This window comes from Pedobacter suwonensis (assembly GCF_044762335.1).
Classification (GTDB): domain Bacteria; phylum Bacteroidota; class Bacteroidia; order Sphingobacteriales; family Sphingobacteriaceae; genus Pedobacter.
This window is the reverse complement of record NZ_JBIWEB010000003.1, coordinates 134,551-161,163: the sequence shown is the minus strand read 5'-3', so window position 1 is coordinate 161,163 and position 26,613 is coordinate 134,551. Positions and strand designations below refer to the sequence as shown.

31 protein-coding genes are annotated in these 26,613 nt (G+C 42.0%); 16 read left to right on the top strand and 15 right to left on the bottom strand.

Going from position 1 to position 26,613, the window contains the following annotated elements; all coding sequences use genetic code 11:
• Nucleotide 1: 1 nt before the first annotated feature.
• Together ACIQXP_RS06580 and ACIQXP_RS06575 are read right to left on the bottom strand one after the other, a co-directional pair.
• Nucleotides 2–547, bottom strand: coding sequence for a DUF2975 domain-containing protein (locus tag ACIQXP_RS06580; RefSeq protein ID WP_387505046.1), 546 nt, complete (start codon nucleotides 545–547; stop codon nucleotides 2–4).
• A gap of 533 nt (nucleotides 548–1,080) precedes the next feature.
• Nucleotides 1,081–1,587, bottom strand: coding sequence for a hypothetical protein (locus tag ACIQXP_RS06575; RefSeq protein WP_387505047.1), 507 nt, complete (start codon nucleotides 1,585–1,587; stop codon nucleotides 1,081–1,083).
• Between the two features lie 133 nt (nucleotides 1,588–1,720).
• On the opposite strand from ACIQXP_RS06575, the gene ACIQXP_RS06570 reads away from it, so the two are divergent.
• A complete protein-coding gene (locus ACIQXP_RS06570) occupies nucleotides 1,721–2,230 on the top strand; it encodes a S41 family peptidase (RefSeq protein ID WP_387505144.1) in 510 nt (169 codons plus the stop codon).
• Nucleotides 2,231–2,315: 85 nt separating this feature from the next.
• Nucleotides 2,316–2,612 (top strand): Wadjet anti-phage system protein JetD domain-containing protein, encoded by a 297-nt coding sequence (locus ACIQXP_RS06565; protein WP_367117453.1) that lies wholly within the window; start codon nucleotides 2,316–2,318, stop codon nucleotides 2,610–2,612.
• A 338-nt stretch (nucleotides 2,613–2,950) separates the two neighbouring features.
• On the opposite strand, the gene ACIQXP_RS06560 is transcribed toward ACIQXP_RS06565, so the two are convergent.
• Entirely contained in the window at nucleotides 2,951–3,697 is a 747-nt protein-coding gene (locus ACIQXP_RS06560) for an SDR family oxidoreductase (RefSeq protein WP_387505048.1), read from the bottom strand.
• A 106-nt stretch (nucleotides 3,698–3,803) separates the two neighbouring features.
• On the opposite strand from ACIQXP_RS06560, the gene ACIQXP_RS06555 reads away from it, so the two are divergent.
• Nucleotides 3,804–4,163: a winged helix-turn-helix transcriptional regulator gene (locus ACIQXP_RS06555; protein ID WP_293741206.1), complete on the top strand. Its 360-nt coding sequence runs from the start codon at nucleotides 3,804–3,806 to the stop codon at nucleotides 4,161–4,163.
• 131 nt (nucleotides 4,164–4,294) lie between these two features.
• On the opposite strand, the gene ACIQXP_RS06550 is transcribed toward ACIQXP_RS06555, so the two are convergent.
• Nucleotides 4,295–4,567 (bottom strand): hypothetical protein, encoded by a 273-nt coding sequence (locus ACIQXP_RS06550; RefSeq protein ID WP_387505148.1) that lies wholly within the window; start codon nucleotides 4,565–4,567, stop codon nucleotides 4,295–4,297.
• On the opposite strand from ACIQXP_RS06550, the gene ACIQXP_RS06545 reads away from it, so the two are divergent.
• The 4 genes from ACIQXP_RS06545 to ACIQXP_RS06530 all read left to right on the top strand — a co-directional run bounded on the left by ACIQXP_RS06545 (nucleotide 4,466) and on the right by ACIQXP_RS06530 (nucleotide 6,531).
• On the top strand, nucleotides 4,466–4,705 hold the full coding sequence (locus tag ACIQXP_RS06545; protein ID WP_367117452.1) for a Wadjet anti-phage system protein JetD domain-containing protein: 240 nt from the start codon (nucleotides 4,466–4,468) through the stop codon (nucleotides 4,703–4,705). The two genes, ACIQXP_RS06550 and ACIQXP_RS06545, sit on opposite strands and share 102 nt — an antisense overlap.
• Before the next feature lie 181 nt (nucleotides 4,706–4,886).
• The gene (locus ACIQXP_RS06540; protein WP_293741204.1) at nucleotides 4,887–5,348 is read left to right on the top strand and encodes a hypothetical protein; all 462 of its coding nucleotides are present in this window, start codon (nucleotides 4,887–4,889) and stop codon (nucleotides 5,346–5,348) included.
• A 163-nt stretch (nucleotides 5,349–5,511) separates the two neighbouring features.
• Nucleotides 5,512–5,745 carry a hypothetical protein gene (locus ACIQXP_RS06535; protein ID WP_293741203.1) on the top strand — a complete coding sequence of 78 codons (234 nt, stop codon included), beginning with the start codon at nucleotides 5,512–5,514 and terminating at the stop codon, nucleotides 5,743–5,745.
• Nucleotides 5,746–5,895: 150 nt separating this feature from the next.
• Nucleotides 5,896–6,531, top strand: coding sequence for an alpha-ketoglutarate-dependent dioxygenase AlkB (locus ACIQXP_RS06530; RefSeq protein WP_387505049.1), 636 nt, complete (start codon nucleotides 5,896–5,898; stop codon nucleotides 6,529–6,531).
• 74 nt (nucleotides 6,532–6,605) lie between these two features.
• Here the strand turns inward: ACIQXP_RS06530 and ACIQXP_RS06525 are convergent, their stop codons facing one another.
• Nucleotides 6,606–7,097, bottom strand: coding sequence for a 2'-5' RNA ligase family protein (locus ACIQXP_RS06525; protein WP_387505050.1), 492 nt, complete (start codon nucleotides 7,095–7,097; stop codon nucleotides 6,606–6,608).
• Between the two features lie 236 nt (nucleotides 7,098–7,333).
• On the opposite strand from ACIQXP_RS06525, the gene ACIQXP_RS06520 reads away from it, so the two are divergent.
• Nucleotides 7,334–7,609 (top strand): hypothetical protein, encoded by a 276-nt coding sequence (locus tag ACIQXP_RS06520; RefSeq protein ID WP_387505051.1) that lies wholly within the window; start codon nucleotides 7,334–7,336, stop codon nucleotides 7,607–7,609.
• Between the two features lie 151 nt (nucleotides 7,610–7,760).
• Nucleotides 7,761–8,594 (top strand): XAC2610-related protein, encoded by an 834-nt coding sequence (locus ACIQXP_RS06515; RefSeq protein ID WP_387505052.1) that lies wholly within the window; start codon nucleotides 7,761–7,763, stop codon nucleotides 8,592–8,594.
• Between the two features lie 114 nt (nucleotides 8,595–8,708).
• On the opposite strand, the gene ACIQXP_RS06510 is transcribed toward ACIQXP_RS06515, so the two are convergent.
• From ACIQXP_RS06510 to ACIQXP_RS06500, 3 genes are all read right to left on the bottom strand, one after another.
• Nucleotides 8,709–10,295, bottom strand: coding sequence for a S41 family peptidase (locus tag ACIQXP_RS06510; RefSeq protein WP_387505053.1), 1,587 nt, complete (start codon nucleotides 10,293–10,295; stop codon nucleotides 8,709–8,711).
• Between the two features lie 54 nt (nucleotides 10,296–10,349).
• Nucleotides 10,350–11,219: a helix-turn-helix domain-containing protein gene (locus ACIQXP_RS06505; protein ID WP_387505054.1), complete on the bottom strand. Its 870-nt coding sequence runs from the start codon at nucleotides 11,217–11,219 to the stop codon at nucleotides 10,350–10,352.
• A 152-nt stretch (nucleotides 11,220–11,371) separates the two neighbouring features.
• A complete protein-coding gene (locus ACIQXP_RS06500) occupies nucleotides 11,372–12,574 on the bottom strand; it encodes a hypothetical protein (RefSeq protein WP_387505055.1) in 1,203 nt (400 codons plus the stop codon).
• Between the two features lie 141 nt (nucleotides 12,575–12,715).
• Here ACIQXP_RS06500 and ACIQXP_RS06495 point away from each other — a divergent pair, with 141 nt between their 5' ends.
• Nucleotides 12,716–13,081 carry a hypothetical protein gene (locus ACIQXP_RS06495; protein ID WP_387505056.1) on the top strand — a complete coding sequence of 122 codons (366 nt, stop codon included), beginning with the start codon at nucleotides 12,716–12,718 and terminating at the stop codon, nucleotides 13,079–13,081.
• Nucleotides 13,082–13,264: 183 nt separating this feature from the next.
• The gene (locus ACIQXP_RS06490; RefSeq protein ID WP_293741195.1) at nucleotides 13,265–13,879 is read left to right on the top strand and encodes a class I SAM-dependent methyltransferase; all 615 of its coding nucleotides are present in this window, start codon (nucleotides 13,265–13,267) and stop codon (nucleotides 13,877–13,879) included.
• 127 nt (nucleotides 13,880–14,006) lie between these two features.
• Here the strand turns inward: ACIQXP_RS06490 and ACIQXP_RS06485 are convergent, their stop codons facing one another.
• Nucleotides 14,007–15,005 (bottom strand): OmpA family protein, encoded by a 999-nt coding sequence (locus ACIQXP_RS06485; protein WP_387505057.1) that lies wholly within the window; start codon nucleotides 15,003–15,005, stop codon nucleotides 14,007–14,009.
• Nucleotides 15,006–15,400: 395 nt separating this feature from the next.
• Here ACIQXP_RS06485 and ACIQXP_RS06480 point away from each other — a divergent pair, with 395 nt between their 5' ends.
• A complete protein-coding gene (locus tag ACIQXP_RS06480) occupies nucleotides 15,401–15,880 on the top strand; it encodes a hypothetical protein (protein ID WP_293741193.1) in 480 nt (159 codons plus the stop codon).
• A gap of 145 nt (nucleotides 15,881–16,025) precedes the next feature.
• Here ACIQXP_RS06480 and ACIQXP_RS06475 read toward each other — a convergent pair whose 3' ends face one another.
• Nucleotides 16,026–17,423: a S41 family peptidase gene (locus ACIQXP_RS06475; RefSeq protein ID WP_387505058.1), complete on the bottom strand. Its 1,398-nt coding sequence runs from the start codon at nucleotides 17,421–17,423 to the stop codon at nucleotides 16,026–16,028.
• A gap of 255 nt (nucleotides 17,424–17,678) precedes the next feature.
• Here ACIQXP_RS06475 and ACIQXP_RS06470 point away from each other — a divergent pair, with 255 nt between their 5' ends.
• On the top strand, nucleotides 17,679–18,512 hold the full coding sequence (locus ACIQXP_RS06470; protein WP_387505059.1) for an alpha/beta fold hydrolase: 834 nt from the start codon (nucleotides 17,679–17,681) through the stop codon (nucleotides 18,510–18,512).
• Between the two features lie 330 nt (nucleotides 18,513–18,842).
• On the opposite strand, the gene infC is transcribed toward ACIQXP_RS06470, so the two are convergent.
• Nucleotides 18,843–19,412, bottom strand: coding sequence for a translation initiation factor IF-3 (gene infC / locus ACIQXP_RS06465; RefSeq protein ID WP_387505060.1), 570 nt, complete (start codon nucleotides 19,410–19,412; stop codon nucleotides 18,843–18,845).
• Between the two features lie 189 nt (nucleotides 19,413–19,601).
• A complete protein-coding gene (locus ACIQXP_RS06460) occupies nucleotides 19,602–19,895 on the bottom strand; it encodes a hypothetical protein (RefSeq protein ID WP_387505061.1) in 294 nt (97 codons plus the stop codon).
• 333 nt (nucleotides 19,896–20,228) lie between these two features.
• On the opposite strand from ACIQXP_RS06460, the gene ACIQXP_RS06455 reads away from it, so the two are divergent.
• A complete protein-coding gene (locus ACIQXP_RS06455) occupies nucleotides 20,229–20,684 on the top strand; it encodes a PA2169 family four-helix-bundle protein (protein ID WP_090979836.1) in 456 nt (151 codons plus the stop codon).
• 202 nt (nucleotides 20,685–20,886) lie between these two features.
• On the opposite strand, the gene ACIQXP_RS06450 is transcribed toward ACIQXP_RS06455, so the two are convergent.
• Nucleotides 20,887–22,365, bottom strand: coding sequence for an ArnT family glycosyltransferase (locus ACIQXP_RS06450; RefSeq protein WP_387505062.1), 1,479 nt, complete (start codon nucleotides 22,363–22,365; stop codon nucleotides 20,887–20,889).
• A 711-nt stretch (nucleotides 22,366–23,076) separates the two neighbouring features.
• Here ACIQXP_RS06450 and ACIQXP_RS06445 point away from each other — a divergent pair.
• Nucleotides 23,077–23,907 carry a M12 family metallopeptidase gene (locus tag ACIQXP_RS06445; protein ID WP_293741187.1) on the top strand — a complete coding sequence of 277 codons (831 nt, stop codon included), beginning with the start codon at nucleotides 23,077–23,079 and terminating at the stop codon, nucleotides 23,905–23,907.
• Between the two features lie 283 nt (nucleotides 23,908–24,190).
• Here ACIQXP_RS06445 and ACIQXP_RS06440 read toward each other — a convergent pair whose 3' ends face one another.
• Nucleotides 24,191–24,430, bottom strand: coding sequence for a hypothetical protein (locus ACIQXP_RS06440; RefSeq protein WP_293741186.1), 240 nt, complete (start codon nucleotides 24,428–24,430; stop codon nucleotides 24,191–24,193).
• Between the two features lie 193 nt (nucleotides 24,431–24,623).
• Nucleotides 24,624–25,868, bottom strand: coding sequence for a DUF2252 domain-containing protein (locus ACIQXP_RS06435; RefSeq protein WP_387505063.1), 1,245 nt, complete (start codon nucleotides 25,866–25,868; stop codon nucleotides 24,624–24,626).
• Between the two features lie 278 nt (nucleotides 25,869–26,146).
• Between ACIQXP_RS06435 and ACIQXP_RS06430 the strand changes: the two genes are divergently transcribed.
• A complete protein-coding gene (locus ACIQXP_RS06430) occupies nucleotides 26,147–26,530 on the top strand; it encodes a DUF805 domain-containing protein (protein WP_387505064.1) in 384 nt (127 codons plus the stop codon).
• The last annotated feature ends 83 nt before the right edge of the window (nucleotides 26,531–26,613 follow it).

Genomic DNA, 26,613 nt, shown 5'->3' with positions numbered 1-26,613 from the left:
CTTATACGGTTAAATCATTTTCAGCCTGTATTTCGATCCCTTTTTTAAAGATTAGTGAAATAATAAATAAAATTCCTGCTAAAAACAGAAACTCATTTCCCCCGGCCAAACAGGGCGGTAAAGCCGGGAAAATTATCCCGTCCTTCATTAAATCATTACTGTAAGCCCCGGCCATGATGGTCAGTATTCCGATAACCAGGGAAACATAACTGAGATTGATGATTAGCGCCGCCATTTTATCGCTAAAAGGATGCTCAAGATTGATTTTTAGAAAGATCTTGATAGCGATAAAAAACAGAAAAGCTTTTGCTGCCCAGCTCAAAATAAGTAACAGCATCAGTGTTACATACTGAGATGGACTATGCTCAAGGAGCGGGCTCAGATCCAAACCCTTGTAAAGATCTTTGGCAGCTAAACGGCTTTCGGTAATACTGATGGTAAAAGATATTATCAGCGATCCGGTTTTGATGCATAAACCAACAAATACGATCCAGGTTAACACTTTCATAATTGAAATGACGTTATTTACACTTGCTTTATTTTTCATATTTTTTTTTAATTAAGCTAATTGTAATGCAAATAAAGATAAATATTTATTGATAAACAATAAATATTTATTTTTTTTTAATAAACTAAGCAAAGCTGGGAATCGAAAAACTTATAGTGATAAAAATTATCCTTTAGAGAAAGTCTGTTTTGGGAAACCGCTGCGGTGCATGTTGATCTGAATATGATATTCTGGGCGGCACCTACCAGATCAGGTTAACCTTATACCGGAATAAATAGCCAATTTGGTTTGGCATCATAATCTTTAAGAATTCTTTTCATAAAAAGGTCCGGCTGCAAACACCCATGCACTGTTGGCAAACGACAGAATATTTTGATAACAGAATTCAACGGTAAAACGTTCCCATATCAAAGCCATAGCCCATCTACAGGAGCTAAAAAAAAATCGGGAAAAAAAATCACTGTTACTTTAAGGCAACAGTGATTTTTCAATAAGTGATGCAGTTTTATTGACCCACTGCCCTGCTGATGTGGGAAATTTCGAGTATTTATCGCGGCTTTTTTAATACCTCATCACGGCCTGTTATAGCTATATTCGTGTCGTTTGATCCAGTTTTTTTCACCGGCATACCTGACGTCCTTCCGTTTGGAGAAATTATTTTTACCTAATATATACGTTTGCCTGATGGTCGCTTTCTTTCCGTCATTGCCATCCGTACCGATCTTTTCCGTAATAATCTGAACATTATCTTTTAATAATACTTTCCGGGAGATCACCGGCGCATCACCAAAGTATCTGCCATCGTTCGAGATGGTCAACGTATCTGTCGAGTTTGCACTTTGTTCATTCGGATAAGTATGAATAAAAAGAAAACGGTTCGTGCTGGCAATCCGCTTAATTTCAATATCGGCAGGCATTGTATACGGTTTGCCGGAACGGTAATCCAGATAGGTTAATGATCCTTTCCAAAGGCCTTCCATTTTTGCAAGATCGTTCACAAGTTGGTTCGATATCGCCTGTGCACACATCAGGAAAGGCATCACGACGATAATAAGTATTACATATGCTGTTTGTTTCATGGCAGTTTTCAGGGTTTATAAAGGTTTCAAATAAATATCGTTTGCAGTATAAGACGGATATCGGGTGGAATAGTGACAGTAAAGTAAAAATATTTATCAATGACTATTTCCTAACCGGTGCAAAAGTGCTTTGGTGTGCTCGTTAGGCAACAGTGCTGCGGCTCTTTCCGCCTATTTCAGCGCATCTGCCAGTGCCGGATCGCCGGCAGGCAGCACGTCTGCAAAAATAAGGGCTTGGGTGGATAAGATGTCGAGGTCAGCCTTCGAGTTGATCACGCCTCATCCATTTACATTTAAGGGTAAGATGTATGTATTGATTGACGGTGGTACTTTTTCGGCAGGCAGTTTACTGGCTGCGAATTTAAAAGCCCTGAAAAATGTAACATTTGTTGGTGAAGAAACAGGTGGCAGTAAAAATGTCTGGACGGCTTTAACGCTGAAAAGCCTTAGCCTGCCTACGAGTCAGCTGTTGCTCCGTTATGGAACGCTTCCCGCTTTTTTTGGTGACATTACCCGTATTGACGGCAGAGGTTTGATGCCGGATGTTGAGATTACTTACCAGATTGAAGATGAGCTGGCCGCCAGAGATTTGGAATTGGATTGGGTGTTGAAGGATATGGAGAAAGACATCAGCGGGAGATAGGTTGAAACATGATCCACATTTCTAAACCGGGCGGTATATGCTGACAAATTTCATGTTTTAAATATCCAAAAAAGTTTTATGTTATTTGGCGGTAAAACATGACCTTCTTTATTTTACGGTCCCTTACCAGGCATTAATTTTGCTGGTCTCTTCACAAAACGCAAATAATGCAATTTGCTCTATTTTTTCCAAACGCCCGAATTTCCTATTTCCCATCTTAAAAACGCGTTTTGTTTATTGTGATTACATTGATGAACATGGCTTTCAGATGCTACATCAGCTACGATGGTACCCTCCGCAGCCCCAAAGCATCATGATGGGCCGAACAACTTTTGAAACTTTCCAAAACTACGCTGTAGGGGGCGCCAGCAAGCAATCCTAAAACCTGAACCTCTTGACCAAAGAGGAGAATGATCTTTTCCAATATTTAAAGACTTCGGAAAAAAACAGGCTGCAACAGGAGAAAATTCCGCAGATGTATGTGGATGCATGTTTTAGGGGTATGGTGTAAATTGAGACTTGAAAGTTTTAAGTTAAGAATCACCATAACTTTTTAACGGTTTTAAATCCAATAATTCGCTTAATTCTAGTAAAAATTGGTTTGAGGATAATCCCGCAGTGCGTACATTTGAACCTGACTGGCAAAAACAACTGCCCTTGATATTTAAAAAAATGCTCCCATAACAGGAGCATTCAATTGTTGAGTGTTATGGCTTAAAGTTATTTTAATGCATAACCAATAAAGCCGCCATCAGCCAGTAATTGTGCCCCTGTAATAAAACTCGCATCTTCAGAAGCCAGAAATAAGACAGCTTTTGCAATTTCCGATGGTTTACCCATCCTTTGCAATGCCGTTGTTGAAGCGAATTGCTTTTTTAAGGTGTCATCAGGAACGGCTTTGTCAAAACCTTCTGTCTGGGTGGGACCGGGGCTAATCATATTTACCCTGATATTTCTCCCTGCAAGTTCGTTGGCTGCAACCTGGGCAATTTTATTAAGTGCACCTTTAGTTGCAGAATAAATACTACCATACATTTGGGCTGCAGTGGCCACAGTTGATGAATTAAAAACCACAGCGGCACCATCCTTTAAATGAGGCAACAACTTTTGCAGCGTAAAGTAAGGTCCCTTCACATTGGTGTTAAATTGAGCGTCAAAGTCGGCTTCTGTAGCTTCTGCAATGGGTGCAAAAGTTGCGATGCCCGCATTTAAAAAAAGTACATCCAATTTTTGACCGCTACCTGCAATTGCTTTGGTTAAAGCATCAATTCCATTCAGGTTTGAAGTATCTGATAGAACCGTTTTAAGCCGCTCACTCTCCAATGCTATTGCAGCCTTTTCCAGGTTCTGTATATTTCTGCCGGTAATCCATACATTGGCGCCGGCATCGATAAAAGCGCTGGCCGTTGCGAAACCTATACCTGTTGTTCCACCCGTAATCACGATATTTTTTCCTGTAAAATTCATATTGTTATCTTTTTATTTACAGGTACAAATGTATGTCAGTCTTATTTATTATTGTAACTTTGTAACTAAAAGTAACAGTAACATTTGGGTAACCAGGTAACCTTTTATGGAAAATCATTGTAACGTAACAGACGCGGAAACGAATCAGAAACAAATCATGGCCGTGCATGATGCCATGGACGTATTAAATGGCAAATGGAAAATAGCGATCATATCTTCAGTCTGCTATTTTAATAAGCGCCGGTTTTCAGACATTTTAAACGATGTAAATGGCATCTCGAATAAGATGCTTAGCAAAGAACTCAAAGACCTTGAAATCAATAAACTCATTAAGCGCACCGTTTTAGATACCCAGCCGGTTACTGTTCTATATCAGCTAACCGATTACGGGATGACATTAAAAAACATTATAGATCACCTGGCCGCGTGGGGAAGGCAGCACAGAAGAGAAATTACAGGAAAATAAATGCCTGCGAGGATAGGATAACGCACACCCTTAAAACAAAAGCTCCTTTGATCAATCGCTCCTCGATTTCGTGATTCCGGATCATGTGCATTCAGGTCAATAAACACGTTTCGCCGGGCGTTTCTTTACCTTTATAGGAATCCAGAGTTGCTATCTGTAGTGGAGGTAGATTTAATATTTCCCATCTCAAAAATGTGGCCTGGCTGTCGGGCAAAAACATCTGGTTTTGTGAAGATATTGATGAATAAGGCTTTCAGATCCTGCATCAGCTGCGGTCGTACCATCCACATGCCCAAAGCATCATGATGGACCGGATGACTTTTGAATCTTTCCAAAACTACTCCATAACCGGTGCCAGAAGTCAATCCCAAAAAATGAACCTCCTGACCAAAGAGGAAAATCATCTTTTCCAATATTTAAAGATTTCTGAAAAACAGCTGGAACAGGAGAAAATTCCGCAGATGTATATGGATGGGTGTTTGAAGAGGGGATTGAAACCGAAAACTGACATCAGGTGCCGACAGGAACATTCCAAATGTTGACAGGAATTTCTTTTCACCGGTATTTAGAATGGCTTTCAGATCAAATCTGGGAGCCATTTTTAATTTTAATTCCAAACCGGTTTGGTTTCGGATCTGGCGAATTGGTGCCCGGTTAAAATATTGCACAATATTAAAGGGATATAGTTAAATTTATCTCCTGTATATTTTAGCTATCAGTTACATGTTTACTTTTATCTTAAGCCTTTTCTTTGCCTGCAGTGAAATTACTGCTCCTTTAAACCCGGTTGATCGGATCATTAAACCTGCAACCGCTGCAACGGCACCCCGTTTTGACGGGACCTGGAAATATGTAGTAATGGGTGAGCAGGGGGTGCCCGAATCGCAGTTTACGCTGACTTTACACCAGGAGGGTAACCGGGTAAAAGGACAATACTGTGCCATTACCCAAAGTGGGGGGAAAACGGATTGCGAACCCGACGTAATCTATAATCTGCAGGGAACGATCCAAAAAGGAAAACTGATCGGGAAATTTTACAGCTTTTTTGGTATGCCGAAAGATAAAGGAAGTTTTGAACTTTCTTTTTTGCCGGGGCAGCGTTTACAGTGGACGGTGACCCATCCAACCAAAAGCATATACTACGCACCTGAACACTGTGTTTTGAAACCGGTAAAGCAACCTTAAGCTTCTATTTTTGAAATTTGAAACTTATTAACGATTCTTAGGATTTAATATGTTGATTGCCAGTTTAATGGCTTTTTGCCTGATGATTTGTTAATACTTTATGCCATGCAGCAGGCAAACAAAACCTCACTGCCCGGGTTTGCTATGGTAAAATCATCATGCTATGAGTAAAATGACACAAACATCTGATATTGAAAAATTCATTGAAAAATTTGAACCATCCAAGTTTAAACGCTTAGCGAGAGGAATAGAGGTGCGCGGCATAAAGGATTTAAACAAAAGCATTGTTTACGCCAATGAAGTGATTGAAAAGTTAAAGCTGAAACTTTCAGTAGCGCATACCGCAGAAATGGCCATGTACGGCAGTTTTGAAGTGGTGTACAAAAATGCCGGTTAAATAAACGGTTTAAGCCATTTTACGGCTATTTGTTATAAGAAAACGTCTGCCCTGAATCCGGCAGGCGTTTTTTGTTTTTAGATAATGGAGTTTTCTAAAACTATCGCCATCAAGAAAAAACCAGTTTGTTGCTTTTACTGTTTTACCATTATGGAAACACCGATACCCGGATTTTTAATCTATACCGATTTTATCAGCGAAGCACTGGAACAGGAATTAATGGATGAAATAGACACGCAGCCCTGGATGGTGGATTACTCCAGGCGGCTGCAGTACTATGGTTTCCGCAATGAGCTGGAGGCACCCTACGCGCTGATTGGGATTCCGCTGCCCATCCCGCCCGCCATTGGTGAAGTGGCGCGGAGGCTATTTACCGAAAAAAACCTGGAGTATGCTCCGGATCAGGTGATTATAAACGAGTACCAGCCCGGCGAAGGCATCAGGCCGCATAAAGACCGCAACTATTACGAAAACCAGATCTGTGGAATTAACCTGGCAAGTGGCTGTATCATGCGTTTTACCAATGCGAAGACACAAGAAGTGGTAGATGTTGAGCTGCCGAGGCGTTCGCTTTACATCATGCAGGATGATGCCCGAAAAAAATGGCACCATGGCATTCCACCCAGGAAAAAAGACCTGATTAATGGCGCAATCCGGCACCGCGGGCGCAGGATATCTGTTACGTACCGCAAGGTAAAGCCATCAAAGGTGCAGCAGATGAACCCACAGGGCCGGGTGGCCGGTATCCTGCGCGGAAAATTTAACCTGATGATTGCCGACAAATAAATTAGCCCCAAATAAAATGCCTGGGCTGAGCGTGGAAAGGAGAGCAAAATTTTAGTGGCATCAGAAAAATTCCGTTAAGTTAAATCTACATCAAACTCATGCTGCCATGGCCCACCCAGGTAAGAAAAAACCTGTACGGCCTCGATGCCCACGTTAAAACTTACGAAATTGCTGTTCAGCGAATCAAACAGGAGCCTGGCCGTTTCAGGGCTTACCTTATTCTGGATGGTTACGTGTGGCCGGTAACCCTGCCTGTCCTGAGCGCTGAGCAGCGGGTAAAAGTGTTTGGCAAGTAGCTGGTGCAACTGTTTTATTTCAGCACACTCCACCTGGTAGGCCACCCCGCGCCCCAGTTTCATCAGCCCCGTTGCCTTGGCTACAAAACGGGGAAACCGGAAGGCTTTAAGAAAGGATATGGTTTCGGCATTAAAGGGCAGTTGGTGAAATACCATCAGGTGTGCCTCCAGAAAATTCTTTTCCGAAGGAAAATAAGCCCTGCGTTTGCCATCCAAAAATGCCTGGCTTTTTTCATCCATTTTTAGGGTTACAATTAAGGGGTTACTCATGTATAATCGGGTAATAAATAAAGGTTATACCCCTGGGCATCAATCTCTTTTGCTTTTTTTAAGGTGTAAATGCAAAGGGGCGATGGTATGGTGTTAAGGGCAATAACTGAACAAAAAGCGTTGCAGGATTGTTTGTTTAAGCTAAAAGGCCGAAGCCTGTTGATAAACTTTTTGTGCCGTTTGTATGTTAGGGTTAACGGAAATAATACAATGCAGTTATTGATAAATTTAGCTTAATGGCCTTAAACGCTTATACCCAATACCCCGGGCAAACATTGGCACCGGGTAAGCTTTATTACCAGCATCATTTTTTGGAAAGCATCCCTGCGCGCAATGAAGACGACCACAATATGACATTCATTGTGCGGGACGGCACAGATTTATTGCTTTTTGCACAGTCGGCAGCGCGCTTTTGGAAATCTGCAGGTAACTGTCCCTACTCTTTTAAAGGAACGGTGCGTACCCGGAAGGAGAACTGTTTTGCCACATTTGATTATCTGGCAGAAAAATGATACTGATGTGAATTGGGTGACAAAACGTTAAACCTGACCGATACAATTTGATTTTGATATCTATTGTATGTACAAATAAATTGCCTGCAATCCCCTTATTACAAGAGGTTGCAAACGTGATCAATATGGTGATAACAATTAGCGTATGCTGATGAGGGTAGAAATATTAAAACTGATACTGGCTTTGGCGCTGATTGGCGGTGGCCTTAAAGCCCAGCCTTTTTTGCTAAAATCGAGCCGGGGAGGCCAGCCTTTTTTGCTGAACATTTATTATGGTACGGACGGAAAGGGTGCTTATGTTAAATACCTTGGCCAACAAGGTATTATACCCCTTCGGTTAAAGAGCCGGAGGGCACAGGGAAAAAGCCCGGCAGTACAGCTCACTTATGTTTGGGATGAAGTATTAAATGGAAAAATGACCGGAACATACCAACTGAGCCAGCAGGGCAATGTAATCGCAGCGGCCGCTTACTTCCGGAATAAAGATCAAAAGTTATTTAAACTGGAGCAGGTGAAGAACCCGGAAGCGGATGAGGAAAAAGCAGGTTACCTGTTGCATGGCACGCTCATATCTTTTTCGAATGGGATGGATGACCGGTTAATGTTCCGCTATCCGGGTAAACTTACACAAACAGAACGGTTACCCGGTTTTGACAGTCCGCACCCACAACGTAAGGGAACTATAGCCGATTATAATTTTGACGGTTATGACGATGTGGCGTTTTCCATTCCGGATGCCGGGATGGGGGTATACCGCACCTTTACCATTTATTTGTATAACCCGGTGTCAAAGCGTTTTGAGCAGCTTGCTGAACCGCAGGATCCGCGTGCTAAATGTAGCGGATTTTGTGATGTAACGCTGGACAGGCAGCATAAATGGCTGATTACGGCCTGCAGGGGCGGGGCCAGCTGGTGGAAAAATGTATACCAATACACCGGTGCTAAACAATTAAGCCTGGTTAGCTCCAAAAAAGCAGCCGACTAAACAGCTGCTGATCAGCACTTACCATACTTTTCATTAACGGCAAGCTATTTTAAGCTTAGCTTTGCCGGTTGATTTATGGATGCCTGACAATAGCGATACCGGGTTTATCATCAACTAATATTGTTTTTGTTCCAGTTCCAATACTTTTCTAAACATGGGATCATTTTGTAATAAAAATGTTTTCCCGAATATATCGGGGCTTATCGTCCGCAGGTAAAGATTTTCGATGGGATAGGATACCGGGTATTCTACATGGTTCTGGAAAACATCCTCAAGCTTTTTGATGCCGGTAAAATCAACCTGCGGCTCTACCCTGAAAATAAATTTGCTGTAGGGCAGCATTTTGATGAGTACATCGGCCTGCAGTCCGCCCAGCAGATCTGATGTTTCGCCAATGCTGATTAATTGTTTGGTATTTTGCGCCAAACTGGAAAGATTACTGGCCGAAGAGTAAATAAATTTATCCTGGAGGATATAAATCTTTCCGTTAAAGGGAAACCTGGCACGGTCTGGCGTTACAAAATTAAAAGATTGTTTGATGAAATACATTTCCTGCGATTTGAATTGAGGTACGCCGGGATTAAAGGTTTTGTTATTGCTGTTGATGACGGAATCGCGGTTGAGGTGATATTTTTTCCGGGTTTCGGGACTGAAGTTCCGGCCGACCACAACGTCCTTTTTCAAGGTATCGCCCAGCAGTTTCTTTAAAAAGATATTATAGGTTTGGTCTGAGCCGCCGCCATTGCCCCTGATATCGATGACCACGCTGTTTACACGGTGCCGGGCAGAAATAGCCTCCATGCGCCGTTTAATCGTATCGCCCAGTTCCGTGCGCATGGCCGGGAGTTTGGCATAAAATATTCCTTCCTGTTCAAAGTAATGGGTTACCACGGTATCGGTCTGGCTGAAATAACCATAGTGGTTTAGCTTTTTGGCCAGGTAGGTTACCGTATCATTTTTGTTGATATTGAGTTGATGACGGATGTTTTTCTGATCAACAAAAGTCAGCCTCAAGGTATCTTGCCTGTAGATTTGGGCCGGCCAGTAGAAATTTTCGGTGTAAACGCGGTTATTTGCCCTGTCCCAGCGCAGCGGCGAGTAAAGTTCGTGAAGTGTGGCCACAAACTGATGAATGTTTTTTCCATTGCAGCGAATCAGTTTCATGGCTGCGGGGTATGCTTTACCCTTGTGGCTGAATGGCAATAAATTATAGTACGATCCTGAAGTGTAGATCAGGTTAAGATCTGCCTTTGAATAAAAACTTTCCTGCAGGTATTTTACATATCTGTACATATTTTGGGTGGAGGCGCTATCGAAGGAGACCACACCGCCCGGAATCCAGTATTTCTTTGCAATATCCAGCAGGACCGTATTCAGCTGACTTGTATGCCCGTCTTGTGCGGCATTAAGTGTCTTTTTAATGATATGTAAATACGCTTCTATAGTGGTTTTTGGACCGATCTGTTTTCTTAAGCGGGCGGCGTGCCGGCTAAAATCGATTCCCCTTACTTCTTTGTTAAAAAAGATGACCGGACTTACCTGTTTGATATAGGAAACCAGCGTATCATGCTCGGCTCGCATTTGCTGCTCCGTTAACTGCGGTAAAGCATCAGAAGGTGGAGCGGGTTTTGGGTATTGCTTTTGTTTTAAAGCACAGGAAGTAGCCAGACAAACGGAGAGAAAAATGAATAGGTATCGCATGAAATGATAATTTCCACAAAGGAAAAGCATTAGCGGCAAAAGAAATTGTAAAAATCATTCACCTTGCTTTTCCTGGTAAATCCAGGTAAGGGATTGTTGCTGTACAGATACCATATTCAGCAGTTTCTTGGGCGAATAACCGGTAAAAGTTTTAAAATCTCTTATAAAATGAGCCTGATCATAGTAATGGTGGCGTAGCGCAACTGTTGTAAGCGGATTTGCTGCAGTGGTCAGGTCGTGTAGTGCCTGCCTGAACCGAATGGTTTTTAGGTATTTCTGTGGGTTTTGACCCAAACCTGTTTTAAAAAGCCTGAAAAGTGTGGTATCGCTGATTCCAAGTTTTTGACAGAGCATTTCTACACTTACATTTTGGTGATGTGGCCGTGCAAGCGACAAATGGTAAAGGGCTTCGCTGATTTTTGCAATGCGGTGTTCTTCCAGTTGATGCAATAACAAACCTTCAAGCTGCCGGGCTTGCCTGGCAGGATCGGTTTCGCCGAACAGCTGTTCAAGAAAATAGGGCTCTTTGGGTTGAAAAAGTTGTTCAAATACCTGGCCGGCATGGTCAATTTCATCAAAGTTGAGCCGGGTAAAGGCTTTTAAGGCAGCTGGATGGAAAATCACACAGATCTGATCCAGTTCCTGTTGGATATCTACCCGGAAAGCCATGTGATGAAAGCCATAGATGCGGCTGGTAAATTCTTCACGGCCTGCCCGGATAACACAATGGTTCAGTTTTTCGTGACGCTGGTGGTTGACCTGGTTGTGCCGGTAAATGGCCAGGCACAAATTGTTATTGGGAAAAGTAGTATACTGAACAGGCAGCTCATCTTTTTTACGGAGGAATAAAAAATATTCTACGTATTGCTTTAATACCGGGTTTTCAGGTTTTAAAATGGTGGTTTTGAGCAGGCTTTTCTCCATATTTTTGCTGGCATTCGGTGTAAATCGTGCGCGAAGCAGATTTAAGGGGCTAAATTATGGATTAAAACTGAATACGAACTAAAGATAAAGATATGCTGCCGTACTGCGTGAATAACCATCCTGTTTCTCCTATCAATTATCGGCAGGAAGTTTTACGGTTTTACCGCGCCGGGTTTGGGCTTTCGTAAATAAATGGAAAGCACAAACACGGCAAATCCAAAAAGCCAGGTTGAAAACAGTACCATAAAAAAGATTGGCCGGATAGCAGGATGAAAAAATTTTGGCTGGTAAAACAGCCGGTTTAAAATTTTGATTTTCTCAACCAGTGCGTTTCGGTTAAAATTGTTCCTGATCTGATATAGCTGTTCCCGATATCCATCCCTGAAACGGAATACATCCCGGGTAAGTGTTACCGGATTGATGGAAGATTCGACCTGATATCTTTTTAACAACAAGTCTAGTTTTTGAAAAGCATGAAGTAAAGAATCCTGTGGTAATTGATAAAGGAGCTGGTAGCGGTTTATGGCGCTTTGCCGCTGCTGTATTGCAACATCTTCGCCCTCAACCGGGCTGATTAATGTTTTATTTTCAAGAAAGACACAGATGCTGTTGTCAAACCCCGGGTTGACTGCAGCCCCTCTGAATACGATTTCGGTACTATCCTTACGGACGGTTTTGGATAGGATTCTTTTCTGGAATCCCTGTTGATCGAGACCCGGCAACCCAACGGGAATATTGGCGGCGCTTTTTAGTTTATCGTAAGCTGAAGTAAGTATTTTCAAAGTATCGATGCTGTAATAGGCCGATTCCAGGCTGTAATATTCTTTGTTTGCCGGATCATAAAAAACAGTATCCCTCACTTCCATTACCGGGTAGGGCTTAGGATACAGAATATTGGTTACATTGAACAAGGTTTCTGAATTGTAGTGCGAACCAGGGTATAAAAAGGGATTTAAGACGTTTAACAGCCTTTTATCTGCATTGAAAGTTTTTGCCGGTAGCTCCTGTTTAAGTTTAGCGTTCATGCCAAAACTATAACTCATGAAGAAGCTTAAGGATAAAAACACAATGAACAGCAGTGTAGCCCCGATTTTGATCAGATTTAGTCCGCTATACCTTTCTCTGGCATAATTCCGGATCAGTAAAATGAGCACAGTCAATAAAAATAAACCGCTGATAAAAAAGTGTGAAATGGATACATCATCGTAAAACTTGAAACGGTAAAATTCCGTGTAAATGTAGACCTTACCGATCCCCACAAACCTGAAATAACCGTAAATGAAATAGGCGAGGTGTATGAAGCCCAGCACGATAATCGATTTGATAAAAAATAACTTCAATGTTTTGTTGATCATGATATTGAAATGATTCTTTTGAAATAACACTTTTTCCGGCAATAGTAACTAACAATTCAGTTGATTAAATGTTACAGATGAACAGAAAAATAATTAAATCTACAGGTCATTATTGGCTAAACCCATCTAACATCAGGCAGTATGAGTTACGATATTTCCCTTTACCGGATTGAAACAAAAGAAAAACAGCAGGCCATAACTGATGAAGGCTTTTTTGAAAACACTGAAAATCTGGTTCCCTTTACAGCAGCGCAGTTTGACGCATTGAAAGAAAGATTATTGAGCTATGGCTATACGCTATCAGATAAAAACAGTTATGGATTGCATTTTAATCATCCAGACGAAGATTACGGAACGGCTTTATTAACCAAAGCAGCGGTTTACTTTACCACGGGCTGGAATAAAGATTCGATTTTCGAAGTCGGCATGACCGTTTCGGAATTTACAGACTCTGGTGAATATGCAAAATATGATGTGCAGCAGGGTGAATGGGAAACCTGGGAATAACCGGGTTGAGTCAATACAGGAGGTGAAATTGTTCGGTATTTTAGCATATCGTTAATGCACAAACTTAAATCTATAGCAACACCAAATGGCACCGGATTAAGAATCTTTCGCGCTTTTTGCCGCATTGGTAGAAATTATAAATTGTAATACCATCCCGGCAATTTGTCATTATCTTTGCTGGTAATGAAAAGCGAGCAGATACAGGAAACTTTCGGAGATATTGATATTTATTTATTCGATCAGCTACTAAAAGGTACTTACAATGAATGCGAAACCGTTTTGGATGCCGGATGCGGAACAGGGCGAAACCTGCAGTACTTTTTAAAAAGTGGTGCACAGGTTTATGGAGTAGATCGGGATCCTGAAGCCATAACACAGCTTAAAATAGCGGTAAGTGCTTTTCCTTACATTAATCCGGAAGAAAACTTTAGCATTGCTCCTGTAGAACAATTGCCTTTTGAAAATGAAAGTTTTGATCTGGTGATCAGTTCGGCGGTACTGCACTTTGCCATGAACCAGGAGCATTTTGAAGCGATGTTAACTTCCATGTGGCGTGTGCTTAAACCAGGCGGATATTTTTTCTGCCGCCTGGCTTCAGAGATCGGTATTGAATCACTGGTCCGTTTTATCGGGAATGGCAGGTATATGCTTCCTGACGGATCAGAACGCTTCCTGGTTAACCAGGAGATGCTGGTGAGGCTTACGAAAAACCTTGGCGGGCAACTTCACGAACCGATTAAAACAACCAACGTACAAAACAGCAGGGCCATGACCACCTGGTGTGTACGGAAATCATAGCCGGGTTTAAACAGTCTGCACCGCCGATCAGCAATATGATTTTCCTTTACGGATTGAAATACCGGATCCGGACATGATTGATCGGGAAGGTGTACCGGCTCAGATTCAGGCCAATTAAATTTCCCTGTTAGTTGACTTTAACCAACTCAACCCTTCGGTTTTTTGCTTTGTTTTCGTCAGAATCATTGGCCACCAGAGGGCGCTCAGCACCGAAACCCCTGGCCGACAGGCGCGACTTTGCTATATGAAGCTTAACCAGCGCGTCCATTACGGCATTGGCCCGATCAGCCGACAATTTTTTGTTGTGGGCGGCATCACCTGTATTATCGGTATGTCCTTCGATGCTGATTTTCAGGTTTTGATCTTTATTCAGGGCTTCGGCAATTTGATTTACGGTTTCTGCACCAGCAGTTGTGATGCCGGATTGATCGGTATCGAAATGAATATAAAGGATAGACTTTCCACGGTTAGCAAGATCCTTTATAATCGAGTCAGCGGTGATCTTGGCAATGGTTTGGGTAAGTGCTTTTTGTTGCAGGATATTCAGCTTTGCGCCAACATTTGTAGCTGAATACTGCACCAGGATATTCCCTTGTTCTTTACTTCGGATGGCATAAACATTAATTTGGTCTCCATCATAGCCAATGTCTCCTTCGTCACCTTTATTCGGATCTTGTTTATGGTAACGTTCATATTCCTCACTTGTAATGGTTCCGGAGTAAACTTTAACGGCTCCAACGGATTTAAGGTAATTGTCTAAGCTGCTTTCAAAATAGTGCTGAGAGAATTTTGTTCCATCCTGGCCCGTGATGTTAGCCTTGTATAATTTGCCTTCAAAGCCTTTCATCACACCGTTAATGGGGAAGAAGCAAATGTCGAAATCATTCAGCAGGGGTTTGTTCATTTCTGCAAGTCCTTTGGGCAAAGTGAAAAATGGAAATACGCCGAGATCGGCCCTGGTGTAAGGTATGGTTTCGAAGCTAAATGTTTGTGTAGTGTCTGGCATAACCTGTTGCCGGGCTGCTGGTTCCTCCTGTTGAGCAGCCTGTACGTTATTTTCTTTCGGCTTTTGCTTACAGGAAATAACAATAGCGGCCAGTGCGAATAAAAATCCAATTTTTTTCATCGGTACATGAATTTTAGTTAAGGGTAAAATGTCAACTTTCAAAATTGCCTTTATGGTGTAAAAAGGGATTTAATTTCCTGATTTGACCAAAAATGCTGTAGCGAATTTAGCTGTAAAAGTTAAACATTGTTCCAAATCCACACCGGTATCTTCTCTTAATACTGAAAAATACCGGAATACCAGTAGAAAAAAATACTGCAATTAAACCACTTTTACCCAATGATTTTCTGCATTGATTATGCAGCATGATGTTATCCAAAATCGTTTTCAGAAGGTAAAATTTGAATCAGTTGGCTGAAGTTCCAGGGCATAACCTTTTAACTGATTCAATGCATTGCGTAACCGTTGTGACAAACATTTTATAGACATGGATGTTAGTGGTTTAAAAATAATTTATGAAAAAAGAGATACAAAAAGCATTGCTTTTTTTAACCGTGCTGCTTGGCACGGCATTGATGGTTTCATCTTGTAAGAAAAATGGTGTAGGGGAGGAGCAACTGGAAACTGCCGCCACGCTAAAGGGCAAAGTGTTGGGTAAATGGGAATTATCTAAAGGCTTAATCACTTACTATGGCGCCAATGGCCAGGTGATTAACCAGGAAGATTTATCAGGAACTAAACCTGCTCCGGTTTGGGATTTCAGGGATAATGATATTCTTTACCAGAATGACGGCGGCAGGGAAAAGACATTTGCTTACCAGGTAGCTATTGATGCGAACGGTAAATCAAAACTGATTATTGACACGGATTATGATTTCAATGTGAACGTTGTTGATCAAAGCAATATGAAACTGTTTCTGGAACGCAGGTTGCCAGATGGCCAGGAGGGCACGATTAGAAGGGAAACAATGGAAATAGAATTTAAAAAACTCTAGCCCACTGTTTTGCTTCATCCCCCGTGTTGATCAGTTTATAGCATATGCCGGAACCTCTAAACTGCCGGCAATTTCGCTGTTAAATCTATTGTTGCATAAAAAACCTTTAATTGAAAACCTCATCAGCATATGCGGCTGTTACAGGTTATGGATTCCTTTCTGTCTGTTTAAAATAATCTAATATCCAACTGATGGGGTCTGATACCGTACCGGAGATGGGGATCTCGGGAAGGATCCCGAAAGGATCAATAGCCTCCTGAGGGAGATTCATGGTGCGTATGGATGTGGGATAACGTAGGCTGGCACCGTTAAGGCGGATAACATTACCGTTATAACCATCTATGCAGCCAGCGGTGGCAGTACCAAAGGTGGTTACCCTTTGGCTGGTTTTGGCATTCAGCACAAAAGTTTCACCACTGCTTGCAGTTTTAGAGTCCATGAGTATCGCCACGTTTACTGGAAATTTGGCGTAATGAGCTGCGCTTAAATAAGGGGTTTCTAGAGTAGTTGCCCATGTTCCCCTTCTACTGGTATCTGAAGGGTTTAGCTTTTTCAGGATGCCCAGTTCACGGAACAGTTTGACGTTTTCATTGCTGAGATAGTAGCCAACCTTAGGCTGAACACTGGCTTTGGTTAATAGATAGGGGAGCAGGGCGCGATAGGTCCTGTCGCTTCCTCCTCCATTTCCCCTTACGTCGACAATTAAATTTCGACATTGCTCTAATTTGTTTTTATGGACATTTATCAGGCTATCGACCACTGGCCCGAATCTTGGAGCACAGCTGGGCAAGGTAAAGATGGCCGAATTTTCATCTACCCATTTAAGCGTGGGCTTGTAGGGGTCTGCCCGGTTCATTTCAGCCAATGTGGGAATGCGATCAGTTGGCAAGGTGGGTTCCAATTTACGCCAGCTAAGGCCATCGTCGTCCAGCAGTGTGTATTTGCTGGTGAATCTGATTGTCGAACTTACCATTGTTGAGTCGCGCAGATAAAAGTCCATATCGTAAAAGCCATCCCTTTTTATCAGGTGCATTTTCAGCATGCCGGGCTTGAAAGTATCATTGTCTGCAGAAACGATCAGGGCGTTAAATTGGCCATAGTTCTTTAGGTCTGGAATAATAACGGCCCGGTAGCCTTCCATTTCCCATAAGCCTTCAATGGAATCTTTAGCAATTTTATGGTCGAGCCAACGCTTTCGATATGATTTTAACGCCAGGCGGTGCTGAATATAGTCGATTTTTTCTACTTCACGGTCAACTGTTACCCATAGGTGCTTATCTTTAAAATAAGCTACCCAATCGTTGAGCAGTTTCTGGCAGGCATCACTTTGATCAATGGATTGTGCCTTGATGAGATAGAGGCGGTTAAACGACTGGTATTCCTTGAAATTGTCTGCATTAACCTTGATCTTAAAAAGGGCGTAATTGTTTTCGATCCCCTTAATACTTTGTTGAAGTATCTGGCTGCAATCGCATTTTTTGGCCACGGCATCAACGGATAAGAATAGGTTAATGAGCAAAAGGAACTTGTGTAATCGCATCATCAAATATAGCTGAATTTTAGCGGCTTTGTAAGAGGATTTAGTATGATAAATTGAAATCCCGCAACAGCTGTTTTTTATCAACCTGCGTAAAGGAACGTGTTTTGTTGAAATTTGCAGATGATACGTTCACTTAAATTAGCCTTTAACAACCATTGGTTTTGTGAATTTTGTGGGTGTGGATTGAAAGTTAAAAACATTGCGTGCCAGCGGCTGTTCTCCATCTGTATGCTTTAAAAAATTAATAAAATAAAACCTATGAAATTCGTAAAAACAACATCCGCAAATGGCGAAGAAATTAACCTGCACTATCAAGATCTGGGTACGGGTACACCAGTAATCCTGATCCACGGCTGGCCACTCGATCACCAGATGTGGGACTACCAGTCTACCGCGCTTACCGATGCAGGATTCAGGGTAATCAGCTATGACAGAAGAGGCTTTGGTAAATCAGACAAACCGCTAACGGGTTACGATTATGATACACTGGCTGATGATTTAAAGGCACTGGTTGATGAGCTTGGCCTGGAAAATGCGGTACTGACCGGATTTTCAATGGGTGGTGGAGAAGTGGTGCGCTACTTTAGCAAACATGGTGGTAAAGGCATTTCAAAAGCCATTTTAATCAGTTCTATCGCGCCTTTTATGCTACAAACGCCCGACAATCCGGATGGCGTGCCGCAGGAGAAAATAGATGAGATTACAACAGGGCTTATTGATGACCGCCCCGGCTTTTTAGGTACTTTTTCCAAACAGTTTTATGGGCAGGGATTACTTAATAAACCGGTAAGCAGCGAAAGGCTGGCCACTGACCTGAACATTGCAATGCAGGCCACCTTAAAATCGACCCTGGCTTCGGCAGCAGCGTTTTCTTCTACAGATTTGAGGGCGGAAATGTCGTCGATACAGGTACCGACACTTATTATCCATGGAGATGAAGACCAGACCGTGCCAATTAAAGCCACCGGCGAGCAGGCTGCAGCGCTTTTGCCTCATGCAGAATATCTGGTTTATGAGGGTGAGCCGCATGGCCTTTTTATTACTGCAAAAGACCGGTTGAATGCAGATCTGATTGATTTTATACGTAAGTAACCTTTCCGGAAATCAGGCAGGAACCAAACTGCCCTGCCTGAACAATTTACTGCTCAATGAAAAGATGGTAGTGGATGTACCGCTAACGGTTTAATACAACATCGTCAGCCCATTATTTACCGGCAGCATCAGAATGATGATTCGCATGTTATTCTATAGCAGCCAACTATTGGTGATGGCGGTTTACAAAAGCCATAAGCTGATTGTTTAAGCCCGGAACGGGCCATTGCAGCGGATAACCAGGCTTAGCTATAAATAGTGGTCTGGTTCAAAACAACCGCTGATGACAGGTTGCCGGGCAATTAAATCCTGAAAAGTCAGATTGCGATTTTATTTTTTCGCCGTTTTGGGGGCCAGGGTAAGAAACATCCTTTTACCTTCAAGTTTTGGCATTAGTTCAACCTTGCCTACTTCTTCCAGGCTTTGCGCAAATCGCAGCAATAAAATTTCGCCCTGGTCTTTATATACAATTGAACGGCCTTTAAAGTGGACAAAGGCACGTACTTTTTCGCCGCTCTCCAAAAAGGAAACGGCGTGTTTAAGTTTAAATTGAAAATCGTGATCGTCAGTATTCGGGCCGAAACGGATATCTTTGATGATGGTCTGTTTGGCTTTACTTTTAATCTCCTTTTGTTTCTTTTTCTGTTCGTAAAGAAATTTACTGTAGTCGATAATCCGGCAAACGGGTGGGATGGCTTTCGGTGAAATTTCAACCAGATCCAGATCCAGTTCTTTAGCCATGTGGAGTGCCTGTGTGAGCGGGTAAATGTTGGTTTCAACATTGTCGCCGGTTAAACGCACCTCTGGTGCGGTAATCAGCTCATTTATTTTATGTTCCGCTTCTTTTTTTCTGAAGGGCAAGCGTGGCCCCCTGTAAAATCCTGCTTTTTTTAATGCCAAATTTGAAAAGTTTTAGTGAAAAATTCTGTTATCGGAGCAGTTAATCTGGACAATAATGGTAATATAGCCTTTTTAGCAGAGCTAAGCAAGCTGATAGCGAAATCATGACGCTGTAAGTACTTTTGTATTTCCGCTGCGGAGCCAGGACCAGGGATGGAGGTAAAACCCTGACTCAGACGTTACGTCTTTTTAGCTGGTCGTCTCTTCGGTCATCACCTGGTCTTCAATCCTAATCGCTTCGAAGGTAATGAGCATGAAACCTGATATCAGCAGCACAAGTGCTAAAAACTGCAATAGTTTTTCTGTGCTCCTGGTGTTTACCATCCTGTCTGCGCAGGTAAATCCGTTGATTCCGGTTAGTTTTCTGCGTTTGTTTTTTCGCCAGATGGCGAAGATGAAAATGAATGCCCCGAAAATTAGCGCTAAAATGCCACTGATAAAGGGCATTGTGGTGAAATTAAAGGTTTCTTGTGTTTCTATCATATAAAACAGACGAATAGAAAGCTAAAAAGTTTAAAAAAATATATTTTTTACTGTTAAACCAGACTTCGCGTGAAGGCTTTCTGATATGTCATTTGGCATCTTTTGGGCTTTCCTGCCACATTTATTGAGCGGAATGGATGGTGACTGGTTTACACAGGAAGGCTGTTTCTGGCGCTTCCTGCTGGTTGAACTTGATTAGCGATATACGATAGGTGTTTGATGCAATAAGCAGGATCGGGCTGGAAGCAAAATACCTGTGGGTTTTAAGATTTATTTCATTTGATCCAAACATATTTATGCGCACCCTGTTGTATTTAGAAATTATATTTAACTATGGAAAATACAGAAAAAACAGTTGAAATCTTAAACGACCTTATTCAGATCAACAATGATAGAGCAGATGGTTTTGATAAGGCAGCAGCCGATTTAAAAGAAGAAAACATTGATTTAAAGGCAACTTTTGAAAAACTATCATCTGATAGCCGCGATAACGTGATAGAACTGGCCGGGCTAGTAGGCAGAAATGCTGAAACTCCTGACACTGGAAATACTATTTTAGGAACTTTGCACAGGGCATGGATTGATATTAAAGCAACCTTTGGTGGTGATGACAGACACAGTATCTTGGCGGAGTGTGAACGCGGTGAAGATGCGATTAAAAAAGCATACCGTGATGCACTTGCAGAAAATGAGCTTGGAGAAAATGTTAGATCGGTATTGTTAAAACAGCAGGAAGGCATTAATACCAGCCATGATGCAATCAAAGCATTGCGTGATGCCCACGCTTAAGCGTTGAATTTTTTTTAAAGATTAAAGCCGTCAAAATTAAATTGATGGCTTTTTTTGTATTGGTATTAAAGGTAAAAAAGAGTCATTAGCCTTTATGGAAACAGGTATCATCCTCATTTATTCGAACCTAAAAATAAGATGCAGCTGTATCACGGCAGACAGGATGGAAGGGTGAAATAAAGTAAGAGGCTGGTGCTGCCCCTCAGCTTTTTACGAACATCAGCCGATCTCTGGCGTATTGTTGTTTGAACGCCTTGCTGGGAAACAATAGCCTGTAAATCCGTATTCCGTTGATATGTGAATTTTTTGAGTATATGGTATCCATAAGGGTTACCTGATCTGCAATAAGCAGAATGTCAAGCCCGGTTGATTTAGTGAGGTAAATGATGGTGTGCTGGTCCAGGCTTTTGGGCGACTGGTTTAGAAAGCTGTTTTTTGCCGAAATTACCAGGGGCAGCGCTGCATCGCCGTAGTGTTTTAAGGCGCCGGCAATGGCATAATCATTAGTTAAAATTACGCTGGCTTTGCCGAATGTGCCCGGTTGCCGGCTAACTTCTGCTACTCTGGTGGTCAGGTATTCCCAATCTGTCATGTCGGCAAAAAACTGTGGTATTTTACCATAAGAGCCATCCTCGTAACGAAGCGGTCGGGAAAAACCGGTTAGCCTGACCATTTCAGACAGGTAAAATTGATTACCGGTTACAGAAAATATAGGAATAACCACCGGAAGGCTGAGCAGTGCAAAAACATAAAGCATGCCTGTAAACATGATTTGATAAGCAGTTTTGAAGTGATTTAACATGCGCTCCCAGCAATATCCACCGTTAGCAAATAGCAGTGGGAAGAGCCCCAGTCCGTAATAGAGCTTGCCCTTTAATACGGATAGTACCGCAATTACCATTAAAGATGCGATGCCCAGAAACAAGTATTCTTTGCTTTTCGGGTTGGTGATCAGAAAAATCAGGCCTGCAGACCACACCGCCACCGATGCGCCATGAAAGAAAAACAGTTGCAGCAGGTAGTCGCCGGGGTCGACGTCAAAGTTCGTCTTCGCTACTTCGGTTGTAAATTTAAAAATAGGAAAGCCTTGTTCCATTTGCCAGGCGATATGTGGTGCTAAAATCAACAGAAAAACAAGGGCAGGTGGCAATAGCTTTTTCCAGTGGGGAACATTGGTTCGCTGCGCGCAAATTAACCAGGCAATGAGTGCTGAAAAGACCAGTAACAGGATGCTGTACTTGTTTAGTATGCCGAGCGCCAGTGCCACTGCCATAAGCCATAAGAAAGGAGTTTTACGGCTTTTATGGTAGGCGATGAAGGCGAAGGATAGGAGGGTCCAGAAGAACTCATCAAATACTGCCGGTTGCAGGAGATAGGAAGTTGCTAAAAATGCAGGTGAACAAATGATTGCGGAGCAAGCGATGGTGATGGCCAAACGTTTTCCGCCAAGTAGGTAAGTCATATAACCCGTCATTACGACGGTTGCAGCGGAGAAAAGGCAAGGCAGGATTCGGTAGCCGGTTAAAGATGAACCGAAAAGCAGATTTGATACATGCGCAATCCAGGTTACAAATGGTGATATATCAGGGAAACCCCATTGCCATTCCTTTCCAAGTTCAACGTAATAAATTTCATCAGCATGATAGCCATATCCTTTTAAGGCAATTAAATGGATCAACAATTTTAAGATTCCGAAGAATATAATCAAGAGATGAGGTCTCCAGATGCTGTGGGATAAATCCTGGCTACTGGAAATATTAACCATTGAAAAGGGGAAATTGGGTAGCGTATTGATTTCGATGCTGCAGGTTCATATCTATGATAACAGCAAAGGAGTAAATTGGTTTAAAAAGGATGTAATTCAGTTATGAATATTCAGATTTTGACTAATTCAGCTCAGACCGATAAAGGTTGTACATGGTTGCCTATGCGCAAAAATTTTGTGCGGATCGGAAAATATGTAATCCGGGCTGTTTTAACGTTGCTGGTACGGTCTGTGTAAATTTTAGGTTCGCTGTGCTGCTATTATTCGAGTAATGTTTAGGTTAGGTGAATACAACATCGTGTTTAACTGGTACCATGATGAGTAAAATCACACAAATTGCTGTGTAAGGGAAGTTTGGTAGATTGGATAGCTATAGGTCAGACAAAAAACGGGCCTGTGTTAACATAACAGGTTTAGCGCTGGTCAAGCATAAAATTTGCGGTTATCGTCATGTTTAGCCTGCCCGGGCATCTTCATGATTTGGTAGGGACTAACTTGGTGTGAGATTACAGCTGCATTCCATCCATTCCCCAAAATCAGCTGACAACTTAACGATGTCGTAAAAAAAATATTTTATAATATTGAATAAATACATTAAGTTAGTATTAAATCTACAAAATCAATATTATGAAAAACACAAAACTATCTATGCTATTATTAGCGGGATCGCTGTTACTTGCTCAGGCCTGTAAAAAAACGAGTAACGATGAAGTAAATGTTTCGGTGGAAAAAAAAACCTCGGAAATAAGGCAGGGCTATTATTTGGGATCGTTGATCAGTTATGAACGAATTGACGGTAAAAACATTTTCAACGGCGATATGGTCATTCCGGATGAACAAATCACTACAAAACTGCCGGAAGTGACAACTGAGGGACACGGACCAGCCGGGGCATACAAGTGGCCAAACCATAAAGTTTCCTACCGGTTTGCGGCCGGATTTACCACTGCGCAGACCAATACAATATTAACCGCCATGGCCGACTGGACTGCAAAATCAGGAATTATATTTGAAGCGGTAACTTCTGGCTACTACCTGACTATACAGCCTGGCAGTGTAAATAATTGTACGGTAGGTTATGTTAGCGGGGCGACGATGAATCTTTCCAATCCGGAAGCTAAAGGTATTGTTGTGCATGAGTTAGGCCATGCTATCGGGTTACACCACGAGCAGCTACGAGCAGATCGTGACTCCTATATTTTAGTAAAATGGGACAATATAAGTGCGTCAGCTCAATCGGGTTATAATAAACTTACAGGTATGAATTATGGAGGGACAGCATTTGATATCAGTTCTATTATGCTTTATGGATCATACAATGGATATGGTGCAATTAACAGCAGTCTTCCAACCACGACCAGGTTAGACGGCTCTACCTGGATTGATAATTCATGGAGTGGTACAAAATCACCATCCACCAAAGATGCCAGCTGGGTAAAAACTATTTATGGGATTTAGTATCCGATTTTTGTCAATTACTTAACCCGAGGTTAAAATGTCGCATGGCATTAATTACCCTGGAAATGAAAAACGGGAACCTATCCTAAGATAGTTTCCCGTTTAATCTAAATTAACGCTCTCAGATATATAAGCGTAATTTTTTGCTATTTATTGTGCCGGGTAAAAAAAAATGTCAGGTTTTATCAGCGGAATCAAAAAAATCTTTAAGCTTAGCGAATGACATCATTTTTCGCCTTGGCAAAATACCTTTTGTTGCCAGGATGATGAGCTGATGATGTGTTTAACTGTGTCCGGCAGCTGCAATATATTCGGGGTCCACAGGTGGAGCCTTATCAGTTGGCGTATTTTCAAGGTAGGATTGTTCCAGTTCATTCAATAAATTTTTAAGCGTACTGATCCTGGTGATCACCTCATCCTTTTGTGCTGCACTGTGCTCTGGAGCACCATCCATGGCATTTATGGTGTCTATAGCGTAATCCATAAACCCTTTGGCATTTTCAGATAATGTTAAGTTTTCCATAGTAGTAACTGTTGGTCTGCATTTGGTGCAGGCGCTATTGTAAGACAAATTTATTGCGGTTTGGTTTTGTTAAACACTCAAAATGCTTGTTCTTTGGCCTGTATTCCTGTTTTAAGCAGCCTTTTTGTGTGGCCTGGTTGTAAATGGCCTATAAACAGTTACGGGCATCAAAATATGCATGGAAAAACAGGCTTTAATCCATTGCCGGCTCAGTTTTCGTTCTGCCCTTTGGCTGGCTTTCATAGGCGCCATTTCTGTAATCCTGCTGAAAGGCACCGTAATCTGCACATACGAGGGCGGCCTGTTCAGTGGCAATATTAAGGATTTGCTGTTGCCACCCTGCTTTGATGGCAAAAGCTTTCAACTCATCTTTTGTGGCAGAACCATCCATGCCCGAACTCCTGAGTTGCGAGGATGCGGTAAGCATGCCCATATGATCAATTACCTGGTAAATCTTACGGTATTCTTCTTTGATGAGTTTAAACTTCAGGGTGTCTTTTACGGGCTGTAATTCCTGAACAACGTAATCTTCGCCTTTGAACGTTGCAGTGGAAAGCAGTGACGCCGAAACATGTTGCATGCGTTTTTGCACGGAAACAATGCGTTGAGCCTCATTTTCCCATTTGGGTTGCTGAATATCCAGATAAGGGGAGAGGGAGGATGGGTAGGCTTGTTTCATATCAATGAGCAGGTAGCGGTCTTTTTTGCGTATGCTTTTGAGCAGAAAGAGGTACCGTTTTTGTCCAAGGCTTCCTGTTCCGGCAAGGCGGTAAACAACATCTTTCGCACGGTAGTTATATGGGCTATCGTTGTTGTTCGACAACCAGTTTTCCATGTGGTTGATTAATTCGGCTTTTAATTCTTTTTTTAGTTTAAAGTGCCGTTCATCGCTGGTATCCAGCAGCAGTTTCCTCCCTTTTTTTAATGTCCTTTTCTGCAATAGCTCGTCTGCAGAACTCCGTTCCGCACGTTTTAGAAAATCGCCGGTAATGCCTTTGGATGTTCTGGGATCCAGGTCCATGGCTTTTCCACCAATCAGGGTGGTGCCATAGCTTTTCAGGAATAGGGCAGCCATATTCATGGCTTGTTCCCCATCGATCTCCAGGGTTTGGAAAGCAATAAAAATGCTGGTCACCAGACGTACCACTTCCCAGAGTACCGGTGCCTTTACCGCTTCATCGAAATCGTTGAGATCAAAGTATACGAGTTTGTTATCACCTTTATAACTGCCAAAATTTTCCAGGTGCAGGTCGCCGCTGATCCAGCCAACCGGCGATTTAGGCATTGCTTTTAGTTCAGCAATCCTTTCGTAGAAAAGATGGCAGGTACCGCGGTAGAACCTGAATGCATTTTCGAGCATTGCGCTGTATTTAAGCCTGGTGATTGAGGGCAACCGGTTTTTGTTGAATGCTTTTATTTTATCGGAACGTTCTGACATATATTTATCACTTATAGCTAGTACAACCTGATGGGCATAATGGTTTTGGCTTTGTGCCCAGAGTTGTAGCCGGCAAGGCATTTTTTAACTTTTATTTGCGGTGTTAGCGGCAGTGGCCATCATTTATTGGCCTTTTGCAGCCCTTATTCAATTTTTGCTCACCGTTAATGATATACCGGTTATTTCATTTGATTTCTGAGAAATGAATGTTTGACATCTCTTATAATAATCGGTATTTTTATCCAAATTTAAACTCGTAACGAAATAACGCCTCTCTAATGTTTAAAGATCCCTTTTCTTTTTATGGCAGAATCCGCCGTACGGAATTTGCCTTAACCCAAATCTTTTATTTTATTGTTTATTTTTTTGTGCTGATTGTGAAGAATAATAAGTCAGTTGGCAGCTGGATTGAATTTACAAAATTATTGCCAATCTATCTATTGATGTCGCAGGGTGCAAAACGCTGTCATGACTTAGGTAAATCAGGCTGGTGGCAATTGGTACCTTTTTACATGCTGATGATGTTTTTTTCGCCCGGCGATTTTGGTCCGAATGAGTACGGTGATAATCCAAAGGGCGAAGGTAATGAGCGTTATGATGCATTTGGATATGACTTTAAAACCGGCAAAACGATTGCGGCAGGGGAGCATGATCCAGTTTAAGCTTTTCAGGAATAAAACAAGACCAAAATTAATACGATAAATAAACCCGATCAATTAAAATAAAACTTTAGACCCGTAAAAAA

Bases quoted from the DNA above. Each gene is read 5' to 3' on its own strand.
- ACIQXP_RS06485 (WP_387505057.1), bottom strand. From the start codon at position 15,005: ATGAAAAAAATTGGATTTTTATTCGCACTGGCCGCTATTGTTATTTCC.
- ACIQXP_RS06555 (WP_293741206.1), top strand. From the start codon at position 3,804: ATGGAAAATCATTGTAACGTAACAGACGCGGAAACGAATCAGAAACAA.
- ACIQXP_RS06455 (WP_090979836.1), top strand. From the start codon at position 20,229: ATGGAAAATACAGAAAAAACAGTTGAAATCTTAAACGACCTTATTCAG.
- ACIQXP_RS06440 (WP_293741186.1), bottom strand. From the start codon at position 24,430: ATGGAAAACTTAACATTATCTGAAAATGCCAAAGGGTTTATGGATTAC.
- ACIQXP_RS06460 (WP_387505061.1), bottom strand. From the start codon at position 19,895: ATGATAGAAACACAAGAAACCTTTAATTTCACCACAATGCCCTTTATC.
- ACIQXP_RS06580 (WP_387505046.1), bottom strand. From the start codon at position 547: ATGAAAAATAAAGCAAGTGTAAATAACGTCATTTCAATTATGAAAGTG.
- ACIQXP_RS06525 (WP_387505050.1), bottom strand. From the start codon at position 7,097: ATGAGTAACCCCTTAATTGTAACCCTAAAAATGGATGAAAAAAGCCAG.
- ACIQXP_RS06550 (WP_387505148.1), bottom strand. From the start codon at position 4,567: ATGATTTTCCTCTTTGGTCAGGAGGTTCATTTTTTGGGATTGACTTCT.
- ACIQXP_RS06545 (WP_367117452.1), top strand. From the start codon at position 4,466: ATGATGGACCGGATGACTTTTGAATCTTTCCAAAACTACTCCATAACC.
- ACIQXP_RS06430 (WP_387505064.1), top strand. From the start codon at position 26,147: ATGTTTAAAGATCCCTTTTCTTTTTATGGCAGAATCCGCCGTACGGAA.
- ACIQXP_RS06500 (WP_387505055.1), bottom strand. From the start codon at position 12,574: ATGATCAACAAAACATTGAAGTTATTTTTTATCAAATCGATTATCGTG.
- ACIQXP_RS06495 (WP_387505056.1), top strand. From the start codon at position 12,716: ATGAGTTACGATATTTCCCTTTACCGGATTGAAACAAAAGAAAAACAG.
- ACIQXP_RS06510 (WP_387505053.1), bottom strand. From the start codon at position 10,295: ATGCGATACCTATTCATTTTTCTCTCCGTTTGTCTGGCTACTTCCTGT.
- ACIQXP_RS06505 (WP_387505054.1), bottom strand. From the start codon at position 11,219: ATGGAGAAAAGCCTGCTCAAAACCACCATTTTAAAACCTGAAAACCCG.
- ACIQXP_RS06480 (WP_293741193.1), top strand. From the start codon at position 15,401: ATGAAAAAAGAGATACAAAAAGCATTGCTTTTTTTAACCGTGCTGCTT.
- ACIQXP_RS06490 (WP_293741195.1), top strand. From the start codon at position 13,265: ATGAAAAGCGAGCAGATACAGGAAACTTTCGGAGATATTGATATTTAT.
- ACIQXP_RS06475 (WP_387505058.1), bottom strand. From the start codon at position 17,423: ATGATGCGATTACACAAGTTCCTTTTGCTCATTAACCTATTCTTATCC.
- ACIQXP_RS06560 (WP_387505048.1), bottom strand. From the start codon at position 3,697: ATGAATTTTACAGGAAAAAATATCGTGATTACGGGTGGAACAACAGGT.
- ACIQXP_RS06575 (WP_387505047.1), bottom strand. From the start codon at position 1,587: ATGAAACAAACAGCATATGTAATACTTATTATCGTCGTGATGCCTTTC.
- ACIQXP_RS06520 (WP_387505051.1), top strand. From the start codon at position 7,334: ATGGCCTTAAACGCTTATACCCAATACCCCGGGCAAACATTGGCACCG.
- ACIQXP_RS06435 (WP_387505063.1), bottom strand. From the start codon at position 25,868: ATGTCAGAACGTTCCGATAAAATAAAAGCATTCAACAAAAACCGGTTG.
- ACIQXP_RS06515 (WP_387505052.1), top strand. From the start codon at position 7,761: ATGAGGGTAGAAATATTAAAACTGATACTGGCTTTGGCGCTGATTGGC.
- ACIQXP_RS06530 (WP_387505049.1), top strand. From the start codon at position 5,896: ATGGAAACACCGATACCCGGATTTTTAATCTATACCGATTTTATCAGC.
- ACIQXP_RS06535 (WP_293741203.1), top strand. From the start codon at position 5,512: ATGAGTAAAATGACACAAACATCTGATATTGAAAAATTCATTGAAAAA.
- ACIQXP_RS06540 (WP_293741204.1), top strand. From the start codon at position 4,887: ATGTTTACTTTTATCTTAAGCCTTTTCTTTGCCTGCAGTGAAATTACT.
- ACIQXP_RS06470 (WP_387505059.1), top strand. From the start codon at position 17,679: ATGAAATTCGTAAAAACAACATCCGCAAATGGCGAAGAAATTAACCTG.
- ACIQXP_RS06445 (WP_293741187.1), top strand. From the start codon at position 23,077: ATGAAAAACACAAAACTATCTATGCTATTATTAGCGGGATCGCTGTTA.